The 22,526-nt window shown below is 68.9% G+C and carries 20 protein-coding genes; 15 read left to right on the top strand and 5 right to left on the bottom strand.

Annotated features, from left to right (window positions below; translation table 11 throughout):
• The 6 genes from A5695_RS03550 to A5695_RS03575 form a co-directional block, all read left to right on the top strand.
• On the top strand, positions 1-588 hold a 588-nt coding region (locus A5695_RS03550), incomplete at its 5' end, for a phosphopantetheine-binding protein (RefSeq protein WP_156749443.1).
• Positions 585-4,994, top strand: a complete 4,410-nt coding sequence (locus A5695_RS03555) for a non-ribosomal peptide synthetase (RefSeq protein ID WP_068078335.1) — start codon at positions 585-587, stop codon at positions 4,992-4,994. The genes A5695_RS03550 and A5695_RS03555, both read left to right, overlap by 4 nt.
• The gene (gene mbtG / locus A5695_RS03560) at positions 4,991-6,289 is read left to right on the top strand and encodes an NADPH-dependent L-lysine N(6)-monooxygenase MbtG (RefSeq protein WP_068078245.1); all 1,299 of its coding nucleotides are present in this window, start codon (positions 4,991-4,993) and stop codon (positions 6,287-6,289) included. The genes A5695_RS03555 and mbtG overlap by 4 nt, the downstream gene beginning before the upstream one ends.
• Positions 6,267-6,485 (top strand): MbtH family protein, encoded by a 219-nt coding sequence (locus A5695_RS03565; RefSeq protein ID WP_068078247.1) that lies wholly within the window; start codon positions 6,267-6,269, stop codon positions 6,483-6,485. The genes mbtG and A5695_RS03565 overlap by 23 nt, the downstream gene beginning before the upstream one ends.
• Positions 6,486-6,651: 166 nt before the next feature.
• Positions 6,652-7,167 carry a hypothetical protein gene (locus A5695_RS03570; RefSeq protein ID WP_068078249.1) on the top strand — a complete coding sequence of 172 codons (516 nt, stop codon included), beginning with the start codon at positions 6,652-6,654 and terminating at the stop codon, positions 7,165-7,167.
• A gap of 176 nt (positions 7,168-7,343) precedes the next feature.
• Positions 7,344-7,847 carry a hypothetical protein gene (locus A5695_RS03575; protein WP_068078252.1) on the top strand — a complete coding sequence of 168 codons (504 nt, stop codon included), beginning with the start codon at positions 7,344-7,346 and terminating at the stop codon, positions 7,845-7,847.
• On the opposite strand, the gene A5695_RS03580 is transcribed toward A5695_RS03575, so the two are convergent.
• From A5695_RS03580 to A5695_RS03590, 3 genes are all read right to left on the bottom strand, one after another.
• The gene (locus A5695_RS03580; protein ID WP_068078259.1) at positions 7,841-8,725 is read right to left on the bottom strand and encodes a sigma-70 family RNA polymerase sigma factor; all 885 of its coding nucleotides are present in this window, start codon (positions 8,723-8,725) and stop codon (positions 7,841-7,843) included. The two genes, A5695_RS03575 and A5695_RS03580, sit on opposite strands and share 7 nt — an antisense overlap.
• Positions 8,722-9,321 carry a carboxymuconolactone decarboxylase family protein gene (locus A5695_RS03585; RefSeq protein ID WP_068078262.1) on the bottom strand — a complete coding sequence of 200 codons (600 nt, stop codon included), beginning with the start codon at positions 9,319-9,321 and terminating at the stop codon, positions 8,722-8,724. Before A5695_RS03585 ends, A5695_RS03580 begins: the two co-directional genes overlap by 4 nt.
• 78 nt (positions 9,322-9,399) lie before the next feature.
• A complete protein-coding gene (locus A5695_RS03590; protein WP_068078265.1) occupies positions 9,400-9,714 on the bottom strand; it encodes a type II toxin-antitoxin system VapB family antitoxin in 315 nt (104 codons plus the stop codon).
• Between the two features lie 205 nt (positions 9,715-9,919).
• Here A5695_RS03590 and hrcA point away from each other — a divergent pair, with 205 nt between their 5' ends.
• The 9 genes from hrcA (at position 9,920) to A5695_RS03635 (ending at position 19,379) form a co-directional block, all read left to right on the top strand.
• On the top strand, positions 9,920-10,951 hold the full coding sequence (gene hrcA, locus A5695_RS03595) for a heat-inducible transcriptional repressor HrcA (protein ID WP_068078268.1): 1,032 nt from the start codon (positions 9,920-9,922) through the stop codon (positions 10,949-10,951).
• A 58-nt stretch (positions 10,952-11,009) separates the two neighbouring features.
• Entirely contained in the window at positions 11,010-12,155 is a 1,146-nt protein-coding gene (dnaJ, locus tag A5695_RS03600; RefSeq protein ID WP_068078271.1) for a molecular chaperone DnaJ, read from the top strand.
• Between the two features lie 112 nt (positions 12,156-12,267).
• A complete protein-coding gene (locus A5695_RS03605) occupies positions 12,268-13,029 on the top strand; it encodes a 16S rRNA (uracil(1498)-N(3))-methyltransferase (RefSeq protein WP_068078274.1) in 762 nt (253 codons plus the stop codon).
• A gap of 177 nt (positions 13,030-13,206) precedes the next feature.
• Positions 13,207-14,265: a PhoH family protein gene (locus A5695_RS03610; protein WP_068078277.1), complete on the top strand. Its 1,059-nt coding sequence runs from the start codon at positions 13,207-13,209 to the stop codon at positions 14,263-14,265.
• A 31-nt stretch (positions 14,266-14,296) separates the two neighbouring features.
• A complete protein-coding gene (gene ybeY / locus A5695_RS03615) occupies positions 14,297-14,830 on the top strand; it encodes an rRNA maturation RNase YbeY (RefSeq protein ID WP_068078282.1) in 534 nt (177 codons plus the stop codon).
• Positions 14,827-16,119, top strand: coding sequence for a hypothetical protein (locus A5695_RS03620; RefSeq protein ID WP_068078286.1), 1,293 nt, complete (start codon positions 14,827-14,829; stop codon positions 16,117-16,119). Before ybeY ends, A5695_RS03620 begins: the two co-directional genes overlap by 4 nt.
• A complete protein-coding gene (locus tag A5695_RS03625) occupies positions 16,116-17,420 on the top strand; it encodes a hemolysin family protein (protein WP_068078289.1) in 1,305 nt (434 codons plus the stop codon). The genes A5695_RS03620 and A5695_RS03625 overlap by 4 nt, the downstream gene beginning before the upstream one ends.
• 64 nt (positions 17,421-17,484) lie before the next feature.
• Positions 17,485-18,384 (top strand): GTPase Era, encoded by a 900-nt coding sequence (era, locus tag A5695_RS03630; RefSeq protein ID WP_068078292.1) that lies wholly within the window; start codon positions 17,485-17,487, stop codon positions 18,382-18,384.
• Positions 18,385-18,599: 215 nt separating this feature from the next.
• Entirely contained in the window at positions 18,600-19,379 is a 780-nt protein-coding gene (locus A5695_RS03635; protein ID WP_068078295.1) for an SDR family oxidoreductase, read from the top strand.
• Positions 19,380-19,419: 40 nt separating this feature from the next.
• Here A5695_RS03635 and A5695_RS03640 read toward each other — a convergent pair whose 3' ends face one another.
• Together A5695_RS03640 and A5695_RS03645 are read right to left on the bottom strand one after the other, a co-directional pair.
• Positions 19,420-20,877 carry an aminotransferase class I/II-fold pyridoxal phosphate-dependent enzyme gene (locus A5695_RS03640; protein ID WP_068078298.1) on the bottom strand — a complete coding sequence of 486 codons (1,458 nt, stop codon included), beginning with the start codon at positions 20,875-20,877 and terminating at the stop codon, positions 19,420-19,422.
• 97 nt (positions 20,878-20,974) lie between these two features.
• A complete protein-coding gene (locus A5695_RS03645; RefSeq protein ID WP_068078301.1) occupies positions 20,975-22,474 on the bottom strand; it encodes an amidase in 1,500 nt (499 codons plus the stop codon).
• Positions 22,475-22,526 lie beyond the last annotated feature (52 nt).

Consider the following 22,526-nt stretch of genomic DNA (forward strand, 5'->3'; position numbering starts at 1 on the left):
GCGCGCACCTCCGATGCGAAGGATGCCTTCTCGGCGTCGCCGGCCATCGGGCGTTGCGGCACAACGTATCCGGCCAACGAGGTGCCGCCGTGCACCTCCCAGGTGCGCGCCGCGATCGGCGCGACGCTGCCCGGCTATATGATCCCGTCATCGTTGACCGTCCTGGATGCGCTTCCCAAGACGGATTCGGGCAAGCTGAATCGCCCCGGGCTGCCGCGGCCCGCGGTCGCCACCGGCGGACAGACGGAGCCGTCGCGCACCGACACCGAGCGGGCGCTGGCCAAGGTGTTCGCCGAACTGCTGTCGACGCCCGAGGTGGGCCGCTTCGACGATTTCTTCGCCCTGGGCGGGGACAGCATCCTGTCGGTCCAGCTCGCCTCGCGGGCGCGGGCCGCCGGCCTGGCGGTCAGCCCACGGATGATCTTCGAGAACCCGACGGTGCAGCAGCTGGCGGCCGCTCTCGACGGACAGAACGACACCGATCACGCCGATGCCCGGTTCGAGCCGATGAGCACGTCCGGCCTCTCGGCCGACGACTTGGCCGCGGTGACGCAGCTGTGGTCGTCGTCACGCGACGGTACGCCATGACGGCCACCAAGGACGTCGCGCTCGACGTCGAGGACGTGATGGCGCTGAGCCCGCTGCAAGAGGGCTTGTATTCGCTGACCACGCTTGCCGAATTCACCGACGGTGAGGCCGACGATCCATACGTGATCGGCATGGCCGCCGATATCACCGGTGCTCTCGACGTCGCGCTGTTACGTGACTGCGCGACAAAGATGTTGGAGCGACACCCCAACCTGCGCGCCAGCTTCTTCAGCCGGGGGATCGCCCGCCCGGTGCAGATCGTGCCGTCCCGGGTCGACCTGCCCTGGCGTAGCGTCGCCGCGGCAGCCGAGGATGTGCAGGCGTTGGAGGCCGGTGAACGCCGACGCCCATTCGACCTGGAACGCGGTCCGGCCATCCGCTTCCTGCTCATCGAAATCCCTTGTGCTCGATGGCGTTTGGTGCTCACCGCCCACCACATCGTGATCGACGGCTGGTCGATGCCGGTGTTCGTCAACGAGATGATGATCCTGTACCAGGCCGGCGGCGACCTGGCCGCGCTGCCTGCCGGGCCGCGGCCGTACCGTGACTACATCGGCTGGCTGGCGAGCCGCGATCTGGAAGCCAGTCAACGGGTCTGGCGCGAGCACCTGGCCGGCCTTGCAGGCCCCACCCTGCTCTCGGCGGCGCTCGGCTCGGCGGAGGGCCGGCGCACCGCGCTGCCCCGCACCACCGAACTGCGGCTGTCGGCCGCGGCCACCGCGCGGCTGGTGAACGAGACCCGGTCCCGCGGCATCACCGTCAACACCGCGATGCAAATGGCGTGGGCATTGGTGCTGTCCAGGCTGACCGACACCCACGACGTGGTCTTCGGGGTCACGGTGTCCGGGAGGCCACCCGAACTGACCGGCGTGGAGACCATGATCGGGCTGTTCATCAACACCGTTCCCATGCGGGTGCGGCTCGACCCCGCCGCGAGCGTCGGCGAGCAATGCCGAGCGGTGCAACGCGACGCCGCGCTGCTGCGTGAGCACGGCTACCTCGGGCATGCCCAACTGCGTACGCTCGGCGGCGTCGGGGAGATGTTCGACACCCTGCTGGTCTACGAGAACTTCCCCCTGGACGGGCTGACCGCGGGCGCCGAATTGACCGCCGGCGGTGCGACATTCCGGCCATCCGCCCTGCAAACCCTCTCGCACTTCCCGATCACCGTCGCCGCACACATCGATGCCGGCGAACTGGTGGTGCTGGTCGAAGTGATCGACGGTGCGCTGGGCGCCGTCCCCGCCGCGGCCTTCGGCCGACGGGTGCTCACCGCGGCCGAACGGCTGCTGCAGGGGTGGGAGCGGCCGCTGCGCCAGGTCAGCGTTCTCTTCGAGGACGAGGCGACCCCGGCGCGCACTCCGGCCCCGCGCCCTCCGTCGGCGGTCGGCATCCACACGAGGTTCGCCGAAGTCGTCGCCAAGACCCCGGACGGCCTCGCAGTCGCCTGGGCGGGCGGCACGCTGAGCTACCGCGAACTGGACGCCCTCGCCAACGGTTTGGCCGCCCGCCTCGCCGACCGCGGGGTGCGGTCCGAAACCCCGGTGGCCATCCGGCTTCCCCGCGGGCCGCACTACATCGTCGCGATGCTCGCCGTGCTCAAGGCCGGCGGCACGTGCGTGCCGATGGAGCCGGGGACCCCACCGGAACGAGTGGAATCGATCCTGCGTCAATCCGGCGCCGCGATCGTGATCGACGAGGAGCCCCCGGCATCTGGCGAACGGCCGGGCGCCGACTTCCATCCGGTCGATGTGTCGCCCGGCCAGGCCGCCTACGTCGTCTTCACCTCGGGCACCACGGGAGAACCCAAGGGCGTCATCGGAACTCACGCGGCGGTGGGCGCCTATGCCGACGACCACCTGGACCACGTGCTGCGACCCGCGGCCGCCCGGCTGGGCCGGCCGCTGCGCGTCGCGCACGCGTGGTCGTTCGCATTCGACGCCGCCTGGCAGCCGTTGGTCGCGCTGCTCGACGGCCACGCCGTGCACGTCGTGGACGAGCACACCCAGACCGATGCCGAGGCGCTGGTCGAGGTGATCGCCGAGCACGGCATCGACATGATCGACACCACCCCTTCGATGTTCGCCCAACTGACGGCCTGCGGTTTGCTGAGCACGGTACCGCTCGCGGTGCTGGCGCTAGGTGGGGAAGCACTCGGCAAGCCCGCCTGGAACCTGATCCGTGCCGAGTGCGCGCGCACGGGCATGACGGCCTACAACTGCTATGGCCCCACCGAAAGCACGGTCGAGGCGGTGGTCGCCGCGATCGTCGAACATGACGAGCCGTCGATCGGGCGGCCCACCCTGCACACCCGCGGCTACGTGCTGGACTCCGCGCTGCGACCGGTGCCGTGCGGGGCGACCGGCGAGCTGTATCTGGCCGGCGCCCAACTGGCCCGCGGTTATCTCGGCCGTGCCGGCGAGACCAGCCAGCGGTTCGTCGCCGATCCGTTCGCGACCGGCGAACGCATGTACCGGACGGGCGATTTGGTGCGGCGCGGTGTCGACGGCTCCCTGGGGTACGTGGGCCGCGCCGACGCTCAGGTCAAGATCCGCGGCTACCGCGTCGAGCCGCGCGAGATCGCGGCCGCGCTCGAATCGCATCCCGGTATCCAGCACGCGGGCGTTCTGGTGCGCCGTAATCAGGGGGGCGCGCGGCTGACCGCCTACGTGGTCGCCGCCGACGCCGTGCCGCACCCCCCCTCGGCCGTCGAGCTGCGCGGCATGCTGGGATCGCGCCTGCCGCGCTACATGATTCCGCAGCGCATCGTCACGGTCGACGAAATCCCGTTGACGGTCAACGGAAAACTGGACGAGGCCGCGCTCAGCGCCCTCGATGCCGCCGAGGCGGGGCCGGCCGAGGCCGAGCCCGCCACACCGACCGAAGCCGCACTGGCCGAACTTCTTTCGGAGATTCTCCATCAACCGCGAGTCGACGTCTCCGCGGACTTCCTGCAGCTGGGACTCGACAGCATCACGGCGCTCTCGGTGGTGCAGGCGGCCCGGGCGCGGGGAATTCCGCTGCGCGCCAGGCTCGTCCTCGAATGCGCCAACGTCCGCGAGTTGGCGGAGGCGATTGACTCCGAAACGACCTCCGCCGCAAGTGATGTCGACGATGACACCGCGCCCATGCCGGTATTGCCCAACGGCCGCTGGCTGTACGAATTCGGGGAGCCGCGCCGGCTGGCGCAGACCGAGGCCATCCGGCTGCCCGCCAACATCTCCCGCGGGCAACTGGACGCCGCGCTCGCGGGCATCGTCAACGGCCACGCGGTGTTGCGCGCCCGCCTGGACCGGGCCGCCAAGACCCTGGTTCCGGCAGCGGACGCTCGCACCCGGCTCATCGACGAGATTGTGGTTTCCGACGATCTACAGGCGGTCATCCCCGCTCAGGCCGCGCGGGCCGTCGACCGCCTCGACCCGGAGCGGGGGACGATGCTGGCCGCGGTATGGCTTCGCCCGCCGACTGGGCCGAGCGTCCTGCTGTTGGCCGCCCACGTCCTGGCGATGGATCCGGCGTCCTGGCGGGTGGTCCTCGGCGAATTGGATGCCGCGCTAACGGCTCTGACCACCGGGCACCCGCCCGCGCCGATCCGCGAGCACACCACCTACCGGCGCTGGACCGCCGCGCTGATCAAGCGCGCCCACCGCCTGGAAACAGTGCAGTTCTGGGCCGCCCAGTCCGATGGCGATGATCCCGAGTTGGGCGCGCGACGGGTGGATCCGCGCCAGGACCGCGCCCGCGATCTCAACGTCCGCATGGTCGCCACCGACGCCGACGTCACCCGCAGGCTGCTCGAGTCGGGCCTACCGATGCCGGACCTGCTGATCGCCGCCACCGCGGCGACGGTGACGCGGTGGCGATTGTCCCGCGGTCAGGCCACGCCACCGCCGCTGCTGGCACTCGAAACACACGGGCGCGCCGACGCTTTCGTCGACGATCCGGGCGTGCACACCATCGACACCGGCGACACCGTCGGGCTGCTGAGCTCCATTTACCCCCTGCGGGTGGCGTCGGCCGATCCGCGAAACGTGGGGGAGCTGCTGGCGGCGATCCCCGGCGACGGGCTGGACTACGGGTTGCTGCGCTACCTGCGTGCCGACACCGCCGAGCGACTCGCCCCGCTGCGCCAGCCACAGCTCCTGCTGAACTACCTCGGCGCCGTCCACGCCCATGGCGGCACCGCGCTGACGTTGGAGCGCGAGCTGCTGGCCGGGGTGTCGCCGCAGCCCGAACCGGATCTCGCGGTCCGCCACGAGCTCACCATCGTGGCCGCCATGCTGACCTTCGACGGGCAACAGGTGCTGGCCGCGCAATGGCGCACGCTGCCCGACATTCTCAGTGACGCCGATATGGCGGTGCTGCAACACCTTTGGATCGATTCGCTGCGGGAGATGGCCAGATGAGCACACTTGCGATCCTCGGCGCGGGAGCCAAGGCGGTCGCGGTCGCGGCCAAGGCGTCCGCGTTGCGGGAGATGGGCGTCGATGCCCCCGAGGTGATCGCCGTCGAACGCATCGGCGTCGCGGCCAACTGGCAGGCGAGCGGGGGTTGGACCGACGGGGCGCACCGGCTGGGCACCAGCCCGGAGAAGGATGTCGGGTTCCCGTACCGCTCGGCGCTGGTGCCCCGCCGCAACGCCGAACTCGACGAGCGGATGACGCGCTATAGCTGGCAGTCCTATCTGATCGGCACGGCGTCGTTCGCCGAATGGATCGACCGCGGCCGTCCGGCGCCGACCCATCGCAAGTGGAGCCAGTACCTGGGCTGGGTGGCCGACCAGATCGGCCTCAACGTGGTGCACGGTGAGGTCGAACGGCTGGCCGTCAACGGCGACCAGTGGACCCTGCAGACCCACGAGACGACCGTGCAAGCCGATGCCCTGATGATCACCGGGCCCGGCCAGGCCGAGAAGTCCCTGCTGCCCGGCAACCCGCGCATGTTGTCGATCGCCCAGTTCTGGGACCGCGCCGCGGGCCACGACCGGATCAGCGCCGAGCGGGTGGCGGTGATCGGCGGCGGCGAGACCGCAGCGTCGATGCTCAACGAGCTGTTCCGGCACCGGGTTTCGACCATCACCGTCATCTCCCCGCAGGTGACGCTGTTCACCCGGGGGGAGAGCTTCTTCGAGAACTCGCTGTTCTCCGATCCCACCGACTGGAGCGCACTGACGCTGGCCGAACGCCGCGACGCGCTGGCCCGTACCGACCGCGGCGTGTTCTCGGCGAACGTGCAGGAGGCCCTGCTGGCCGACGACCGCATCCGCCACTTGCGGGGCCGGGTGGCCCACGCGGTGGGTCGCGACGGGCAGATCCGGCTGACCCTGTCCACCAACCGGGGCAGTGAAAACCTCGAGACGGTGCACGGTTTCGACCTCGTCATCGACGGTTCCGGCGCCGACTCGCTGTGGTTCACGTCGTTGTTCGGCCAGGACGTGCTGGACCTGCTGGAGCTCGGCCTGGGCGGACCGCTGACCGCCGACCGCCTGCAGGAAGCGATCGGCTACGACCTGGCCGTCACCGACGTCACACCCAAGTTGTTCCTGCCGAACCTCTCCGGTTTGACGCAGGGGCCAGGATTTCCCAACCTCAGTTGCTTGGGATTGTTGTCAGATCGGGTATTGGGATCCACGGTGGGTTCGGTCGGCCCGTCCAGACACACGACTACAAGGAGACGCGATGAGCATCAACCCCTTCGATGACGAGAACGGCACCTTCTTCGTCCTCGTCAACGACGAGGAACAGCACAGCCTGTGGCCGAGCTTCGCCGACAAACCGGCGGGGTGGCGAGTGGTCTACGGCGAGGCGACCCGGGCGGAGTGCCTGGAGTACATCGAACAGAACTGGACGGACATCCGGCCGAAGAGCCTCCAGGAGTCGATCGAGCGACGCACGTAACGGGCGGCGGTGCGCGGCCGTAGCGTCGCCGTACCGTGACCGGCGCGAGACACAATTGCCGGTCACACCAGGCACACTTACACGTACTACACCGTGGTCACGCGGAACCGTGTGGGAACAGAATCGTCGAGTCCCGCCATGGTGCACGCGTATCGAAGGGGGAACCGTGAAAACCATCAAGAGTATTGCCACCGGCGTGGCGGCGTTCGCCGTCGTAGGGGGAGCCGCCGGTGGCGCTTTCGTCGCGGCGCCCACGAACGAGGTGGGACTGGCCGCCTTCGGTGCGCCGTTGCCGCAGGACCCGCCACCGCCGCCGCCGGCGCCGGGCGCCCTGCCGACCCCGGAGCAGTTGTCCACCCTGTGCGACCAGGCGACCAATCCGGGCGTCTCGTACACGACCAAGAACAATCTGGTCGAGAACGGCATCACCCCCGACGAGGGCCACGTTGCCGATCACGATCTGCGCAAGGCCTACCGCAACGGCAACTTTCCCGAGACGTTCGCCGTGACGAACATCGCGCCGGCCGGCCCGAACATGGCCCAGGCGGACGTGGCCATCTCGGGTCCGAAGTTCGCCGGCCCGGTGGAAAAGCACCTGGTGTTCGTCAATCAAGGCGGCAACTGGGTCCTACAGCATGACGCCGCCATCGCCCTGATCCAGGCGGCGACAGCGACGAACTAGCCGGCCCGGTTTCTGGGCCGCCACACAGCTGGGGCACAGGTTCCGCCTGTTGTCTTCACATGGCGTGGCCGTAACGTAGCCGTGCCGAGAGGCGAAACGACAGGAGTAACAGGCGCGCTGATACCACGCCAGATGCGTGGACCCGTTTCACAGGCGCGCCCGTCGAAGGGGGAACCATGAAAACCGTCAAGTTGCTCGCCACCAGCGCGGCAGCCTTCGCCGTCATCGGGGGTGCGGCCGCCGGCGCGGTCTCCATCGCGCCTTCGATGGATCAGGTGCGGCTGGCCTCGATCGGCGCGCCGTTACCGCAGGATCCGGCCCCGTTTGCGGCCGCCGACCTGCCGACCGCCGACCAGTTGACCGGGGTGCTGAACAGCCTGGCCGACCCGAGCACCTCCTTTTCCAGCAAGAGCAACCTGGTTCAAGGCGGCATCAGCGGGATCGAGGCGCACGTCGCCGACAAGAAACTGCAGAAGGCGGCCAAGAACGGCGACCTGCCCCTGTCTTTCGGCGTCACCAACATCCAGCCGGCCGCGGCCGGTTCGGTCACCGCTGACGTCGCGGTCTCCGGTCCGAAGCTGACCTCGCCGGTCACGCAGAACATCACGTTCGTCAACCAGGGCGGCTGGGTGCTGTCGCGGGCGTCGGCGATGGAGTTGCTGCAGGCCGCCGGTCAGTGATCGGAGCCGACCGCGTCCAGGTCTGACTTGGCGATGCGGACGGGGTCGGCCAGCACGTCGATCGACGCCACCAGGCCGTCGCGCACGACGAATCCCATGATCGCCGTGGCCCGCCCGGCGACGAAGATCACCGCGCCGGCCGCCCCGTTGACCGTCGCGGCCCGCACCTCGCGGTCGGGGCCCGCGTAGCCACGGGCCAGCTTGGCCACCGCGGGCGCACCCTCGGCGCGGAAGCCGGCGGCGCCCCGGCCGAAGTCGCCGCGCAGCACCACGTCGGGGTGCAGCACCGCCACCAGGCGGTCGAAGTCGCCGCTGCGGCCCGCCGCGAAGAACGCGTCGACGGCCTCCCGCTGCGCGGTCATGTCCCCGTCGGGGGCCGGGTCGGCCTCTTCGATGCGCCGGCGCGCCCGGCTGGCCAGCTTGCGGGTGGCCTCCGGGGTGCGGCCGACGATCGGCGCGATCTGGTCGAACGGCACGGCGAACGCGTCGTGCAGAACGAACGCCAGGCGCTGCTCCGGCGGCAAGGTATCCAGCACCACGAACAACGCCAGCCCGACCGCGTCGGCCAGCATCGCGCGGTGTTCGGGGTCGAACTCGCCGTCGGCTTCCACGATCGGGTCGGGCAAGACGGCGGCCAGTTCCTCTCTGCCCCTGGCCCGGCGGTCGCGCAGCATGTTCAAGCAGATGCGGGCCACCACGGTGGTCAACCAGGCATCCAGGTTGGCGATACCGTCGGCCGGGCTCCCGCTCAGCCGCAGCCACGCCTCCTGCACGGCGTCCTGGGCGTCGTCGATCGAGCCCAGCATGCGGTAGGCGATGGCACCGAGCTGCGGCCGCACCGCCTCGAACTGCGCCGTCACCGACGCATCCACGGTCACGTGCCACCGGGTATCGCGGGCAGGGCACAGACCCGGTCGCCCGAAAAGCCGGACGAGCCGATCCCGAGGGCGAGGTTGAAGCGGGCCCGCAGGTTGCCCAGCGTGATGACGTGGGTCAGCCCGACGAGTTGGGCGGCGTCGAAATGCGCGCGCAGTGCCTCGAAAAGCTCATCGCTGACGTCGACGGGGGTGCGGCTGATCGCGGTGGCGTAGTCGAGGATCAGCTTGTCGACTTCGGAGAAGCACGCGGCGTTCCGGTAGTCGGCCATCGCGAGCAGTTCCTCGTCGGTGATGCCCCACCGACGAGCGATCTGCGAGCCGAGGTCGATGCAGTACTCGCAGCGCACCGTCGTCGCCGCCTTAAGCTCGGCGAGCGCGCGGTCGCGGGGGCTCAGGACGTCCAGCTTCGACTCGGCCTGCTCGAGCCTGCCGTACGCGTTGAGCAGCCGGGGGATGTGCGCATACATTCGCAGCGGTTCCAGCATCCCGGCCGTTTCGAGCCCGGTCATCTGGGCCAGCTTGCGCTTGGTGAAGAAGAAGGCGATTTTGGCGCCCAGGCCGGCGTCACGGTCGGATACTCCTGGCAACCGGGACATGGGGATCCTCCTAGCAAGTTGCGGCGTGAACCAACGTCCTCACTAAGTCGACACCGGGTGGCGCGCAAACGTGACCGGCTACCTCGGCGGCCCCGGCGCCATGTCCATGTCGAACACCCGCGCATGCAGCACCGTGCGGTTCCGCAGTGCGGCGCGGACCGCCCGGTGCAGGCCGTCTTCGAGGTAGGTGACGCCTTTCCACCGCACCGCGTGCGGAAACAGGTCGCCGTAAAACGTGGAGTCCTCCGACAACAGGCGGTCCAAAGCGAGCACCGTCGTCGTGGTGACCAATTCGTCGAGCCGGATCTGCTGCGGCGGAATCTGGGCCCAGTCCCGGTACGACAGCCCATGTTCGGGGTACGGCTTGCCGTCGCGCACGCCCTTGAAAATCATGGCCCGATCTTCCCCGACGCGTTGCCCTCACCCGACCGGTTCATGCTGGACAGGCTAACCGCAAGATGCGTCGGCGGCACCGAGGCGCCCGTAATCGCTACGGGCGCCGCCTGCCTCCCGCGGCCGCCCGCCCGCGGGTAGCCGTTAGCGCGGCTCGGGACCCGTAAAATGGACCCGGTCAGCGCGGTGCAGGAGGTGACAACGAGTGGGAAGTGCCGATGATCGGCGTTTCGAGGTGTTGCGTGCCATCGTCGCCGATTTCGTTGCCACTAAGGAGCCCATCGGTTCCAAGACGTTGGTGGAGCGCCATAACTTGGGCGTCTCGTCCGCGACCGTCCGCAACGACATGGCGGTGCTGGAGGCCGAGGGTTACATCGCCCAGCCGCACACCAGTTCCGGGCGCGTGCCCACGGAGAAGGGTTACCGCGAGTTCGTCGACCGGCTCCACGACGTCAAGCCGCTGTCCTCCGCCGAGCGCAGCGCGATCTTGAGCTTCCTGGAGTCCGGTGTCGACCTGGACGACGTGCTGCGCCGGGCGGTGCGGCTGCTGGCCCAGCTGACCCGCCAGGTGGCCGTCGTGCAGTACCCGACGCTGACGTCGTCCACCGTGCGCCACCTGGAAGTGATCGCGCTGACGCCGGCCCGCCTGCTGATGGTGGTCATCACCGACACCGGCCGGGTGGATCAGCGCGTCGTCGAACTCGGCGACGTCATCGACGATCACCAGCTGTCCCAGCTTCGGGAGATGCTCGGCCAGGCGTTGATCGGCAAGAAGCTCTCGGCGGCCTCGATCGCGGTGGCCGACCTGGCCGGGCAACTCCGGGCCCCGGACGGCCTGGGCGACGCCGTCGGCCGCTCGGCGACGGTGTTGCTGGAGTCGTTGGTGGAACACACCGAAGAACGCTTGCTGATGGGCGGCACGGCCAACCTGACGCGCAACGCCGCCGATTTCGGCGGCTCGCTGCGTTCGATCCTCGAGGCACTCGAGGAGCAGGTGGTGGTGCTGCGGTTGCTGGCGGCCCAGCAGGAAGCCGGTAAGGTGACGGTGCGTATCGGCCATGAGACGGCCGCCGAGCAAATGGCAGGCACCTCGATGGTGACCACCGCCTACGGCACCTCCGACACCGTGTTCGGCGGAATGGGTGTGCTGGGGCCCACCCGGATGGACTATCCGGGAACTATCGCCAACGTCGCCGCGGTTGCCCTTTATATCGGCGAAGTCCTGGGTGCTCGATGAACGCGCACCCCCGGCTGGCGCAGGCGCGGGATAAGGACCAGGTTTAGGAGAGTCAGGCGTGGCACGCGACTACTACGGGCTGCTCGGGGTGAGCAGAAACGCCAGCGATGCGGAGATCAAGCGCGCGTACCGCAAGCTGGCGCGCGAACTGCATCCCGACGTGAACCCGGATGAGGCCGCGCAGGCGAAGTTCAAGGAGATCAGCGTCGCCTACGAGGTGCTCAGCGACCCGGAGAAGCGACGCATCGTCGACCTGGGCGGCGACCCGATGGAAAACGCCGCCGCGGGCGGCGGCTTCGGCGGCGGTTTCGGCGGCCTGGGCGATGTGTTCGAAGCGTTCTTCGGTGGCGGCTTCAGCGGCGGCGCCACCTCGCGCGGTCCGATCGGGCGGGTGCGTCCCGGCTCGGACTCGCTGCTGCGGATGCGGCTCGACCTCGAAGAGTGCGCCACTGGGGTGACCAAGCAGGTCACCGTCGACACCGCGGTGTTGTGTGACCGCTGCCAGGGCAAGGGCACCAACGGCGACTCGGTGCCGGTCCCGTGCGACACATGCGGCGGCCGCGGCGAGGTCCAAACGGTGCAGCGGTCGCTGCTCGGCCAGGTGATGACCTCCCGGCCCTGTCCCACCTGCCGCGGCGTCGGCGTCGTCATCCCCGATCCCTGCCACCAGTGCATGGGCGACGGCCGGGTCCGTGCCCGCCGCGAGATCAGCGTCAAGATCCCCGCCGGGGTCGGCGACGGCATGCGGGTTCGGCTCGCCGCCCAGGGCGAGGTGGGGCCCGGGGGAGGCCCGGCCGGTGACTTGTACGTCGAGGTCCACGAGCAGGCCCACGATGTCTTCGTACGCGAAGGCGATGACCTGCACTGCACGGTGTCGGTGCCGATGGTCGACGCGGCGCTGGGGGCCACGGTCACCATCGACGCCATCCTGGACGGCATCAGCGAGGTCACCATTCCGCCCGGCACGCAACCGAATTCGGTCATCACGCTGCGGGGCCGCGGGATGCCGCACCTGCGGTCGGGCACCCGGGGCGACCTACACGTGCACGTCGAGGTGGTCGTGCCCACCCGCCTGGACCACAACGACACCGAACTGCTGCGTGAGCTGAAGGCCCGGCGCAGCCGCGACGTGCCCGAGGTCCGCTCGACGCACGCCGGCGGCGGCCTGTTCAGCCGGCTGCGCGAAACCTTCACCGGGCGCTAGCCGCCAGCCATCTTCGGCCTGCGAGTGTGGGGTCTATGCATGATTTGAGGCCGGATTTGCTACCGAGCACCCATACCCGGCGTCGTGCTCGGTCGGCGGCGTAGAAACCGCAATGGTCGCGACCCTCTTCTACGTCGACGCGCTGCCCGACGTCGGCGCGCTGGCCGCCCTCGACGGCGACGAGGGGTTCCACGCCGCCACCGTGCGCCGGATCCGGCCCGGCGAGCAACTGGTGCTCGGCGACGGCGCGGGCGGGCTGGCGCACTGCGAGGTTGAGCACGCCGGCCGCGACGGGCTGCGGGCCCGCGTGCTGAAGCGCTGGAGCGTCGCGGCCGGGCGCCCGCCCGTGACCGTGGTGCAGGCGTTGCCGAAATCGGAGCGCTCGGAGCTGGCCATCGAGCTGGCCACCGAAGCCGGGGCCGATGCGTTCGTGGCCTGGCAGGCGGCCCGGTGTGTGGCCAGCTGGCAGGGTGCCCGCGTGGACAAGGGCCTGCGCCGCTGGCGCGCCGTCGCCCGTTCGGCGGCCCGGCAATCACGTCGGGCGCACATCCCGCCCGTCCACGGCGTCCTGTCCACCGCGGCGCTGGTCGAGCGGGTTCGCGACGAGCTGGGCGCTAAAGGCGTGGTCCTGGCGTTGCACGAGTCGGCCGCTGACCCGCTGACCCGCATCGATTTCGGGGGCGCGACTTCGTTGCTCCTCGTGGTGGGTCCCGAGGGCGGCATCGCGCCCGAGGAAATCGACGCGTTGACCGAGGCGGGTGCGGTGGCGGTGCGGCTGGGTCCGCAGGTGCTGCGCACCTCGACCGCCGCGGCGGTGGCGCTGGGTGCGCTCGGCGTACTCACCCCGCGGTGGGAGACTGCGACGAGCCTGTAGTTTCGCGCGCCCGCGGCGAAGGGGTCCTCCGGAGGACGCCGGGGTGGCGGACCGCGGTGCTGGTCAACGGCCGGCCGGCGAATGGCGGCTGAAGGCTGACCAACCAGGGGCCCCGGCGTAGACTTAGGCAGCCGAGCAAACCACCGACAAGCCGAGAAAGCAGGCATCGAGAGCCACGTGACGCCCCGCGAGACCAGCGCTGTTGACGCAGCCGGAGGCCTCCAGGCCAACGCCGAAGTACGCAGCAGCATCGATGTTCCGCCCGATGTCGTCGTCGGCTTATTGGGCTCGGCGGACGAAAATCTCCGTGCGCTGGAGCGCAGTCTGAACGCCGATCTGCACGTGCGCGGTAATGCCGTGACCGTCTCGGGCGAGCCGGCCGACGTCGCGCTCGCCGAGCGGGCGATTTCCGAGCTGGTGGCGATCGTGGCCAACGGTCAACCCCTGACGCCGGAGGTGGTCCGCCACAGCGTCGCCATGCTGACCAGCACCGACAACGAGTCCCCGGCCGAAGTGCTCACCCTGGACATCCTGTCGCGGCGCGGCAAAACGATCCGGCCCAAGACGCTCAACCAGAAGCGTTACGTCGACGCGATCGACGCCAACACCATCGTCTTCGGGGTCGGCCCGGCCGGTACCGGTAAGACGTACCTGGCGATGGCCAAGGCGGTCAGCGCGCTGCAAACCAAGCAGGTGAACCGCATCATCCTCACCCGGCCGGCGGTGGAAGCCGGTGAGCGCCTCGGCTTCCTGCCGGGCACACTGAGCGAGAAGATCGACCCGTATCTGCGGCCGCTTTATGACGCGCTCTACGACATGATGGATCCCGAGCTGATCCCCAAGCTGATGTCGGCCGGGGTCATCGAGGTGGCGCCGCTGGCCTACATGCGCGGTCGCACCCTGAACTCGGCGTTCATCGTGCTCGACGAGGCGCAGAACACCACCGCCGAGCAGATGAAAATGTTCCTCACGCGGCTCGGCTTCGGATCGAAGATGGTGATCACCGGCGACATCACCCAGGTCGATCTGCCCGGCGGCGCCAGGTCGGGGCTGCGCTCGGCGATCGAGATTCTGGACAGCGTGGACGACATCCACATCGCGGAGCTCACCAGTGTCGACGTGGTCCGCCACCGGCTGGTCTCGGAAATCGTGGACGCCTACGCGAAATTCGAAGAGCCCGCATTGGCGACCAACCGGGCCGCGCGTCGGGCGTCGGGTTCCCGCGGGCGCCGGTGATGAAAGCTGTGGCTGTTTGTATGGGCGTCTTATGAGCATCGAGGTATCTAACGAGTCGGGCGTCGACGTTTCCGAAACCGAATTGGTCAGCGTCGCACGGTTTGTGATCGCCAAGATGGAGGTCAACCCGGCCGCCGAGCTGTCGATGGTGCTGCTGGACACCGCGGCGATGGCCGACCTCCACATGCGCTGGATGGACCTGCCCGGACCGACGGACGTGATGAGCTTCCCGATGGACGAGCTCGAACCGGGGGGCCGGCCGGACGCCCCCGAGCCGGGACCGTCGATGCTGGGCGACATCGTCCTGTGCCCGGAATTTGCGGCCGGGCAGGCCGACGCGGCGGGCCACACGCTGGGCCATGAGCTGGCGCTGTTGACCATTCACGGCGTGTTGCACCTGCTGGGCTACGACCACGGCGAACCGGATGAGGAAAAAGAGATGTTCGCCCTGCAGGACCGGTTGCTCGAAGAGTGGGTCGCCGAGCAGGTCCAGGCCTACCAACAGGATCGCCAGCAGGAGCGGGATCGCCAATTGCTGGACAAGTCAAGGTATTTCGACAATTGAGCCCCCAAAAGATACTCGGCATCGCGGCCGCAGCCGCCGTCACCCTGGCTCCGATCTCGGTGCTGGCCACCACGATCGGTGTGGCGGAGGCGGCGCCGTGCGCCGGGGGCGGGTCGAACCCGACCAGCTGCAACTGGTGCCAATACCTGGTGGCGCAGTATCACACGTCCAACGTGTGCTCCCAGGACGCGCCGCCCCGCCGGGTTCAGCCGCCGCCGAGCCCCGTGCAGGTTCCCGTGGTCCCGCCGTACGAGCCGCCCAGCACGGTGCCGGTGCAGGCCCCGCCGCTCATTCCCCCGCCGAACCTGCCGCCCGCCAACACCCTCCCGACCATCAATCCGCCGGGTCCCGACGCGTCGAGAAACGTCGCGGTCGTGGCACCACCCAGGGGCCTCGACGTTCCGGCCCAGGCGGTCGCGGCGGCCAAAGCCGCACCGCCGACGCGGGTCAATCCCGCCGACCCCCCGAAGCCGCCGAAACAGATCGACTTCAACCAGCGGGTGCAGAACGTCGTCAGCACCCACCGGGAGAACGTCGACGTCCTCAAGGTTGACAACCAGCGGCTGGTCCGGCCCCGGCACTGGGACTACGTCGACTACGACGATGCCTTCCGCCGCCCGGCCCTGTTCAACCCGCTGAACCAGGCGATGACGTTCCGCTACTCCTACAACGGTGCCGACCGGGAGGCGTACCTGCCGCCCGGTGCCCGGATCGTGCTCGACGCGGCCACCGTCGGCGTGGTCCCCTTCACGGCGGTCGGCGACGGCTGGGTGGTGTCGGGCAGTTTCTACGGTGGGGGCTCGATACCGCCGGAATCTCTCAACGGCCCGCCGCCGCCGGACTACAAGCCACCCGAGCCGCCGAAGCTGTACCAGAACGTCTTGGTCTCCGTCCCCGCCGTCAACCAGACGTTAGAGGTCGGCCGGGTGGCGGTGGTGGGCCGCGACGCTAGCCAACCCGCGGGCAGCCAAGACGTCTTCCTGCTCGACGACTCCACGTTGGCCTGGGGTCAGACCAACGAGTCCAGCAGCAGCAGTAGCCAGATCAGCGTCACCAAGACCCAGTCGCTGCCGCACGCGGGGCCGACCGACGATGGCAGCTTCCTGGTGGTGCTTGCCGTACGTCCGCATGAGGAGCCCACCCAGCCCGCGCAACCCTGGTGGCCCTCGGCGTTGGGCTACGGGACACTGGGGGTCGTGGTGTGCCTCGCCGCCTGGGCGCTCAACCGGAAGCGGGGCGAAGACGACATGGGACAACCTGTCACCACGTCGAGGTCTTCCGGCAATTGACCGGTCTGTCTTGGCTGCTCGGCGCGTTGGCGCTGATCGCTATCGGCGGGCTGTTCGCCGCGATCGACGCGGCCATCAGCACCGTGTCGCTCGCCCGGGTCCAGGAGCTCGTGCGCGAGGAACGGCCCGGCGCCGTGTCGCTGTCCGAGGTGATGGCCGAGCGCCCGCGCTATATCAATCTGGTTGTCCTGCTGCGGATCACGTGCGAGATCACGGCCACCGTGGTGCTGGTGCTGTTCCTGTACGACAACTTCGGTCTCACCTGGGCGCTGTTCGGGGCCGCGGCGACCATGGTGATCATCAGTTTCGTCGTCATCGGGGTCGGCCCGCGCACCCTCGGGCGTCAGCACGCGTATTCCATCTCGCTGACGACGGCCGTTCCCCTGCGACTGATCTCGTGGTTGTTGATGCCGCTCAGCCGGTTGCTGGTGGTCCTGGGTAATACGCTGACACCCGGCCGCGGCCTGCGCAACGGGCCGTTCGCGTCCGAGATCGAGCTACGCGAAGTCGTCGACCTGGCCCAGCAGCGCGGCGTCGTCGCCGCCGACGAGCGCCGGATGATCGAGTCCGTCTTCGAACTCGGCGACACCCCGGCCCGCGAGGTGATGGTGCCGCGCACCGAGATGATCTGGATCGAAAGCGACAAGCTGGCCAGTCAGGCGCTGAACCTGGCGGTGCGCAGCGGGCATTCGCGGCTGCCGGTGATCGGGGAGAACGTCGACGACATCGTCGGGGTGGTCTACCTCAAAGACCTTGTCCAGCAGAGCTTTCTCTCCGGTGACGGCGGCCGGGGCGTCGCCGTGGCGCAGGTGATGCGTCCGGCGGTGTTCGTGCCGGACTCCAAGCCGCTGGATACGCTGCTGCGCGAGATGCAGCGTGACCGCAACCACATGGCCCTTCTGGTCGACGAGTACGGCGCGATAGCGGGCCTGGTGACCATCGAGGACGTGCTGGAGGAGATCGTCGGCGAGATCGCCGACGAGTACGATCAGGCGGAGACGGCCCCGGTAGAAGAGTTGGGCGACAAGCGGTTCCGGGTGTCAGCACGACTGCCGATCGAAGACCTCGGCGAGCTGTACGGGGTGGATTTCGACGACGACCTCGACGTCGACACCGTGGGCGGCCTGCTCGCCCTCGAGCTGGGCCGGGTCCCGCTCCCCGGAGCCGAGGTGGTCTCGCATGGCCTGCGGCTGCAGGCCGAAGGCGGCACCGACCACCGCGGACGGGTCCGGATCGGCACGGTCCTGCTGAGCCCGGTCGAGCCGGAGTCCAACGGCTCCGACGAAGAGCACGCCTCATGACGCCGAGCATCCGCCCACCGCGAACAAGCGGCCCGCGTCCAGTAGCCCGTCCCCGGTCGGCGAAATGACCGAATTCCATTCCGGTTTCGTGTGTTTGGTCGGTAGGCCGAACACCGGCAAGTCGACGCTGACCAATGCACTCGTCGGCACCAAGGTGGCTATAACCTCGACTCGGCCGCAAACCACCCGCCACACCATTCGGGGCATCGTGCACCGGGAGAACTTTCAGATCATCCTGGTGGACACGCCCGGTCTGCACCGGCCGCGCACACTGCTGGGCAAGCGGCTCAACGATCTGGTGCGAGACACCTACTCCGAAGTCGACGTGATCGGCCTGTGCATCCCGGCCGACGAGGCGATCGGTCCGGGGGACCGGTGGATCGTCGACCAAATCCGTTCGACCGCACCAAGGACGACGCTGGTCGCCATCGTGACCAAGATCGACAAGGTGCCCAAAGATCGGGTGGCCGCCCAGCTGGTCGCGGTGAGTGAACTGGTCGGGGACTCGGCCGAGATCGTCCCCGTGTCGGCTGCCACCGGGGCGCAGGTGGACGTGCTGATCGACGTGCTGGCGGCGGCGTTGCCCGAGGGCCCGGCGTACTACCCCGACGGCGAACTGACCGACGAACCCGAGGAAGTCCTGATGGCGGAGCTCATCCGCGAAGCCGCCTTAGAGGGTGTTCGCGACGAGTTGCCGCATTCGCTGGCGGTTGTCATCGACGAGGTCAGTCCCCGGGCAGACCGCGACGACCTGATCGACGTGCATGCGCTGCTCTACGTCGAGCGCGACAGCCAAAAGGGGATCGTCATCGGCAAGGGTGGGGCCCGGCTGCGGCAGGTGGGCACCGCGGCGCGCGGGCAGATCGAGAAGTTGCTGGGCACCAAGGTCTACCTTGACCTGCGGGTGAAGGTCGCCAAGAACTGGCAAAGCGACCCCAAACAGCTTGGCCGGCTTGGCTTCTGAAGTCATGGAGGGCTTCCTGCACAGGCGCCGCGCAGGGCATTTCAAAGGACCCAAGAATCAGATGCCCCATTCGACTATCCCGGATCGCCGAAAGACCTGACGGATCACGCACAGCGGCACGGCGCGGCAGCGATCCGGAGTAGCGGAATGGCTCATGGCTACTTCGCTTTTCCGCGTGAGAGTTTGATGGCATGGGTGACGGGTAGCCGTCGCGTATGACCCAAGCACAGTTAGCGTTAGTGACCGGCGCGTCCAGTGGTATTGGGCTCGAACTGGCCAAGCAGTTCGCCCAACACGGCTATGACCTGGTGGTGGCCGCCGAAGACGACGCCATCAGGGACGTACCGGACAAACTGTCCCGATGGAGTTCCGCCGTGCAGCCGATACAGGTGGACCTGCGCACCCCGGAGGGGGTGGAGCACTTGTACCAGAGCACGATTGAAGGCGATCGGGTGTTGGCGGCCGCGGCGCTCAACGCCGGCATTGGACGAGGTGAGATGTTCCTCAAGAGCGAGCTCGCCGACGACCTGAGCATCGTTGACCTCAACGTGCGCTCGACGGTCCACCTGGCCAAGCTGGTCCTGCGCGACATGGCCAACCGCGACACCGGCAAGGTGCTGTTCACGTCGTCCATCGCGTCCCAGATGCCGGGCTCGTATCAGCCGGTGTACAACGCGTCGAAGTCGTTCGTGCAATCGTTCGCCGAAGCGCTCCAAGACGAATTGCGCGACAGCGCAATCACTGTCACGGCGCTGATGCCCGGGCCGACGGACACCAATTTCTTTTCACGCGCCAAGATGATGGAGTCCCTGATGGGCCAGGGGCCAAAGGACGACCCTGCCAAGGTCGCGCGGCAAGGGTTCGAGGCGTTGATGCGCGGTGAGCAGAAGGTCGTCGCCGGTTCGGTCCTCGTCAAGGCAATGGGGGCGGCCAACCATCTGCTGCCCGACAGCATCAAAGCCGTTGGCAACCGGGTAATGTCGCGCCCGCGGTGACCGGACCGATGGCGGGGATCCGCCGCCCTTGCGATCGCCGCTAAGCAAGCACGCGGACGGTCCGCAGCGACGGATCCGCCGCGTCGGGAACGTTCATGCCGGCGCGCACACCGGAACACAGGTAGTCCAGCACGGCGTCGTTGAGCCGCTCGCCGGGCACCACCGCGGGAATCCCCGGCGGATACGGCGTGCACTGCTCGGCGGCCACGCGGCCCGCGGCCTTATCGGTGGGGACTTGCTCGACGCGTCCGAAGAAGGCGTCGCGCGGCAGGCAGACGGTTTCCAACTGCAGCTGCTCGGGTGAGGGCAGATCAATGGGCGGCGGCGGATCGAAGCCGTCGGCGGCCTTGCGCCAGGCCGCCAGCGCATCCATGAGGCGGCTCGCGGTTTCCTTGCCGTCGGCCATGGACAGCGTCGCCAGAATGCGGCGATGATCGCTCATCCCGGTGTCGATGTGCGCGTGCTCGCGCAGCCAGTCATGGGCCTGATAACCGGAGGTGCCCGTCGCGGACACGTCCATCAACACTTGCATCCGATCCAAGTCGTGGGATGCCTGCACGCCGAGCAATTCGTCGTCGAGCACCTTCACGTCGGGGATAGTTTCAATGTCCGCACGCAGCCGGTACGCGAGATCCAAAGCCCTGCCAAGCAATTCGTGTCCGCGCTGCACCATTTGGCGCCGCCATCCGTCCATGGCCGCATACACCAGGACGTTGGGGCTGGTGGTCATCAACAGGTCCGCGCATGCCGATAGACGGTCCTGGTCGATCCGGTCGCCCTGCACGTGAAACACGGAGCCCTGCTCGAAGCCGGCGCCCATCTTGTGGACGCTGACCACGCACACGTCCGCGCCGGCATCCATCGCCCAGGTCGGCAGCTGCTCGTGAAACGGCAGGTGCGCCCCCCATGCCTCGTCGACGATCAACGGTTTGCCGCGCGCGTGGCAAACCTCGGCGATGCCGGCGATATCGGCGCAGGTGCCGTACGGGCTGGGGCTGACGATGAGCGCACCGGCGGCGTCCGGGTGCTTTTCCCAGGTCTCTTCCACCTGCTGCGGTGACGGCGGATGCGAGAAATGATGCTCGGCATCCCAGCGGGGAGTGATCCACCGGGGTTGCACTCCGGAGAAGATGAGCCCCGCCACGATCGACTTGTGACTGTCCCGGCCCACCAACAGGCTGCCGTCGCCCCCGGCCACGGCCATCATCGCCGCCTTGACCGACAAGGAGCTGCCGCAGGTAGAGAACCAGGCGATGTCGGCGCCCACGGCCTCGGCCATCAGGTCTTCCGCGTGCTTCAGGTATTGGTGGCTGGTTCTGCGGTCGTCCAGCCCGCCGCTGGCCAGCACGTCGTCGGCGAACGGCTCGCGGCCCAGCACCTCGAGGACCCGTTCGTCGGTGCCGCGGCCCTGTCGGTGGCCAGGCGGCGTGAACCCGTACCTGTTCTTCTGGCGGTAATCGACCAGCGCATCTAACAGAGGAGCATCAGATTGGTCCATGGCGAAGGAGTACCCGCCTTGCCGCCGGCTATGCGACCGCCTCGAGCGCCCCGTACTCGCTCAGCGCCGCAAACGAATTCAACTTCTGCTTACGGTTTCACCTTCGTGGCGGCGGGGTGCCGGCCACCGGCGGCGCGCCCGCTTCGGCGTTCCACCACACCGTCGGCTGTTTGGTCGACCACCCGCACACGGCCTCCAGTTCGGCGGCAAGAGAAATGAGCATGCCCTCGCTGTTGGCCGGCCCCATCAGTTGCACCCCGATCGGCAACCCCTCGGAAGTGAACCCGGCCGGCACGTTGATCGACGGCCAGCCCAGCAGGTTCCACGGGAAGGTCAGCGGACATGCGGCGATCATCGCGCGATCGGTGCCGAAGCTGCTCAACCGGTCGAACGCGCGCGCCAGCGGCGGCGGTTGGGCGGTCGTCGGAGCCAGAACGACATCGACGATGTCGAAGATCGAACCCACCCGCCGCTGGGCGGCTGCTTCGTGCCGCCGCGCGGTGCGCAGGATCGCCTGACCCAGCACGTGGCCCATGCGCAGGTTGGCCACGGTGCGGGGATCGAGGACCACCCCGTCGCCCAGCCGCTCCTCCCAGTCCCGCAGGCCGGCGGTGGACCGGGCGAGGAAGTCCCACGACAGCCGCAGGCCGTAGTCGGGATTGCCGGGGATGACGGTGTGGCCGAGCAACTCGAGTTGCTTGGCCACGGCCTGCGTCGCGGCCAGGATTTCGGGATGCAGCTTGGGCCGGAATCCCGTGTAGGGGAATCGGGTCGACAGCGCGATGTTGAGCGGGCCGGGCGCGATACCGACGTAGTCGGAGGCGGTGATCTGGGGCGGCTTGTGCCGGTCGCCCTCGACGTTGCCCGACGCGGCGTCGAGCACCAACGCCGCATCGGCCACCGTGCGGGCCAGCACGCCGTTGACGGTGATGCCGTTGAACGCATCGGGCAGCGGCCAGGTGGAGATGCGGCCGCGCTGCGGCTTGATCCCCACCAGGTGCGTCCAGGCGGCGGGAATGCGGATGCTTCCGGCGCCGTCGGAGCCGAGCGCGGCGGTGACCAGCCCCGCGGCCACCGCGGCCGCGCTGCCCCCGGACGAGCCGCCCGGGGTGTGTCGGCGCGACCAGGGGTTGCGGGTGTGCCCGAAGCCGGGGCCGCTGGTGAACGGCCACTGGCCGAGCTCGCAGGTGTTGGTCTTGCCGACGATCACCGCGCCGGCGGCCTTGAGGCGGCGAACCACCTCGGCGTCGTGGGTGGCGGGCGGGACGTAGCCCTCGGTGCCGTAGGCGGTCGGCACTCCAGCAACGTCGACGTCGTCTTTGACCGCGATCGGGATGCCGAGCAACGGCGCCGTGTCCCCGGCCGCCCGCCGGCGGTCGGCCGCCGCCGCGGCGGCCAGCGCCGACTCGGTGAGCACTACGCGGAAGGCGTTCAACGTCGGCTGGCTCGCGTGGATGGCGTGCAGGGACCGGCGCACCAGTGTGACCGATGTCACGGACCGGTTGGCCAGCTGATAGAGCAGGTCAGTGAGTGTGGGCAGGCGCTGGCCGCCCGATCCGAAAACGGACCCAGGACCTGACTCGGAAGCGCCAATCACGGGGTACGAGACTAACCGGCGCGGATACCAGCATTGTCGCGGTGGGGTGCAA

This window comes from Mycobacterium sp. E1747 (assembly GCF_001667775.1).
Taxonomy (GTDB): domain Bacteria; phylum Actinomycetota; class Actinomycetes; order Mycobacteriales; family Mycobacteriaceae; genus Mycobacterium.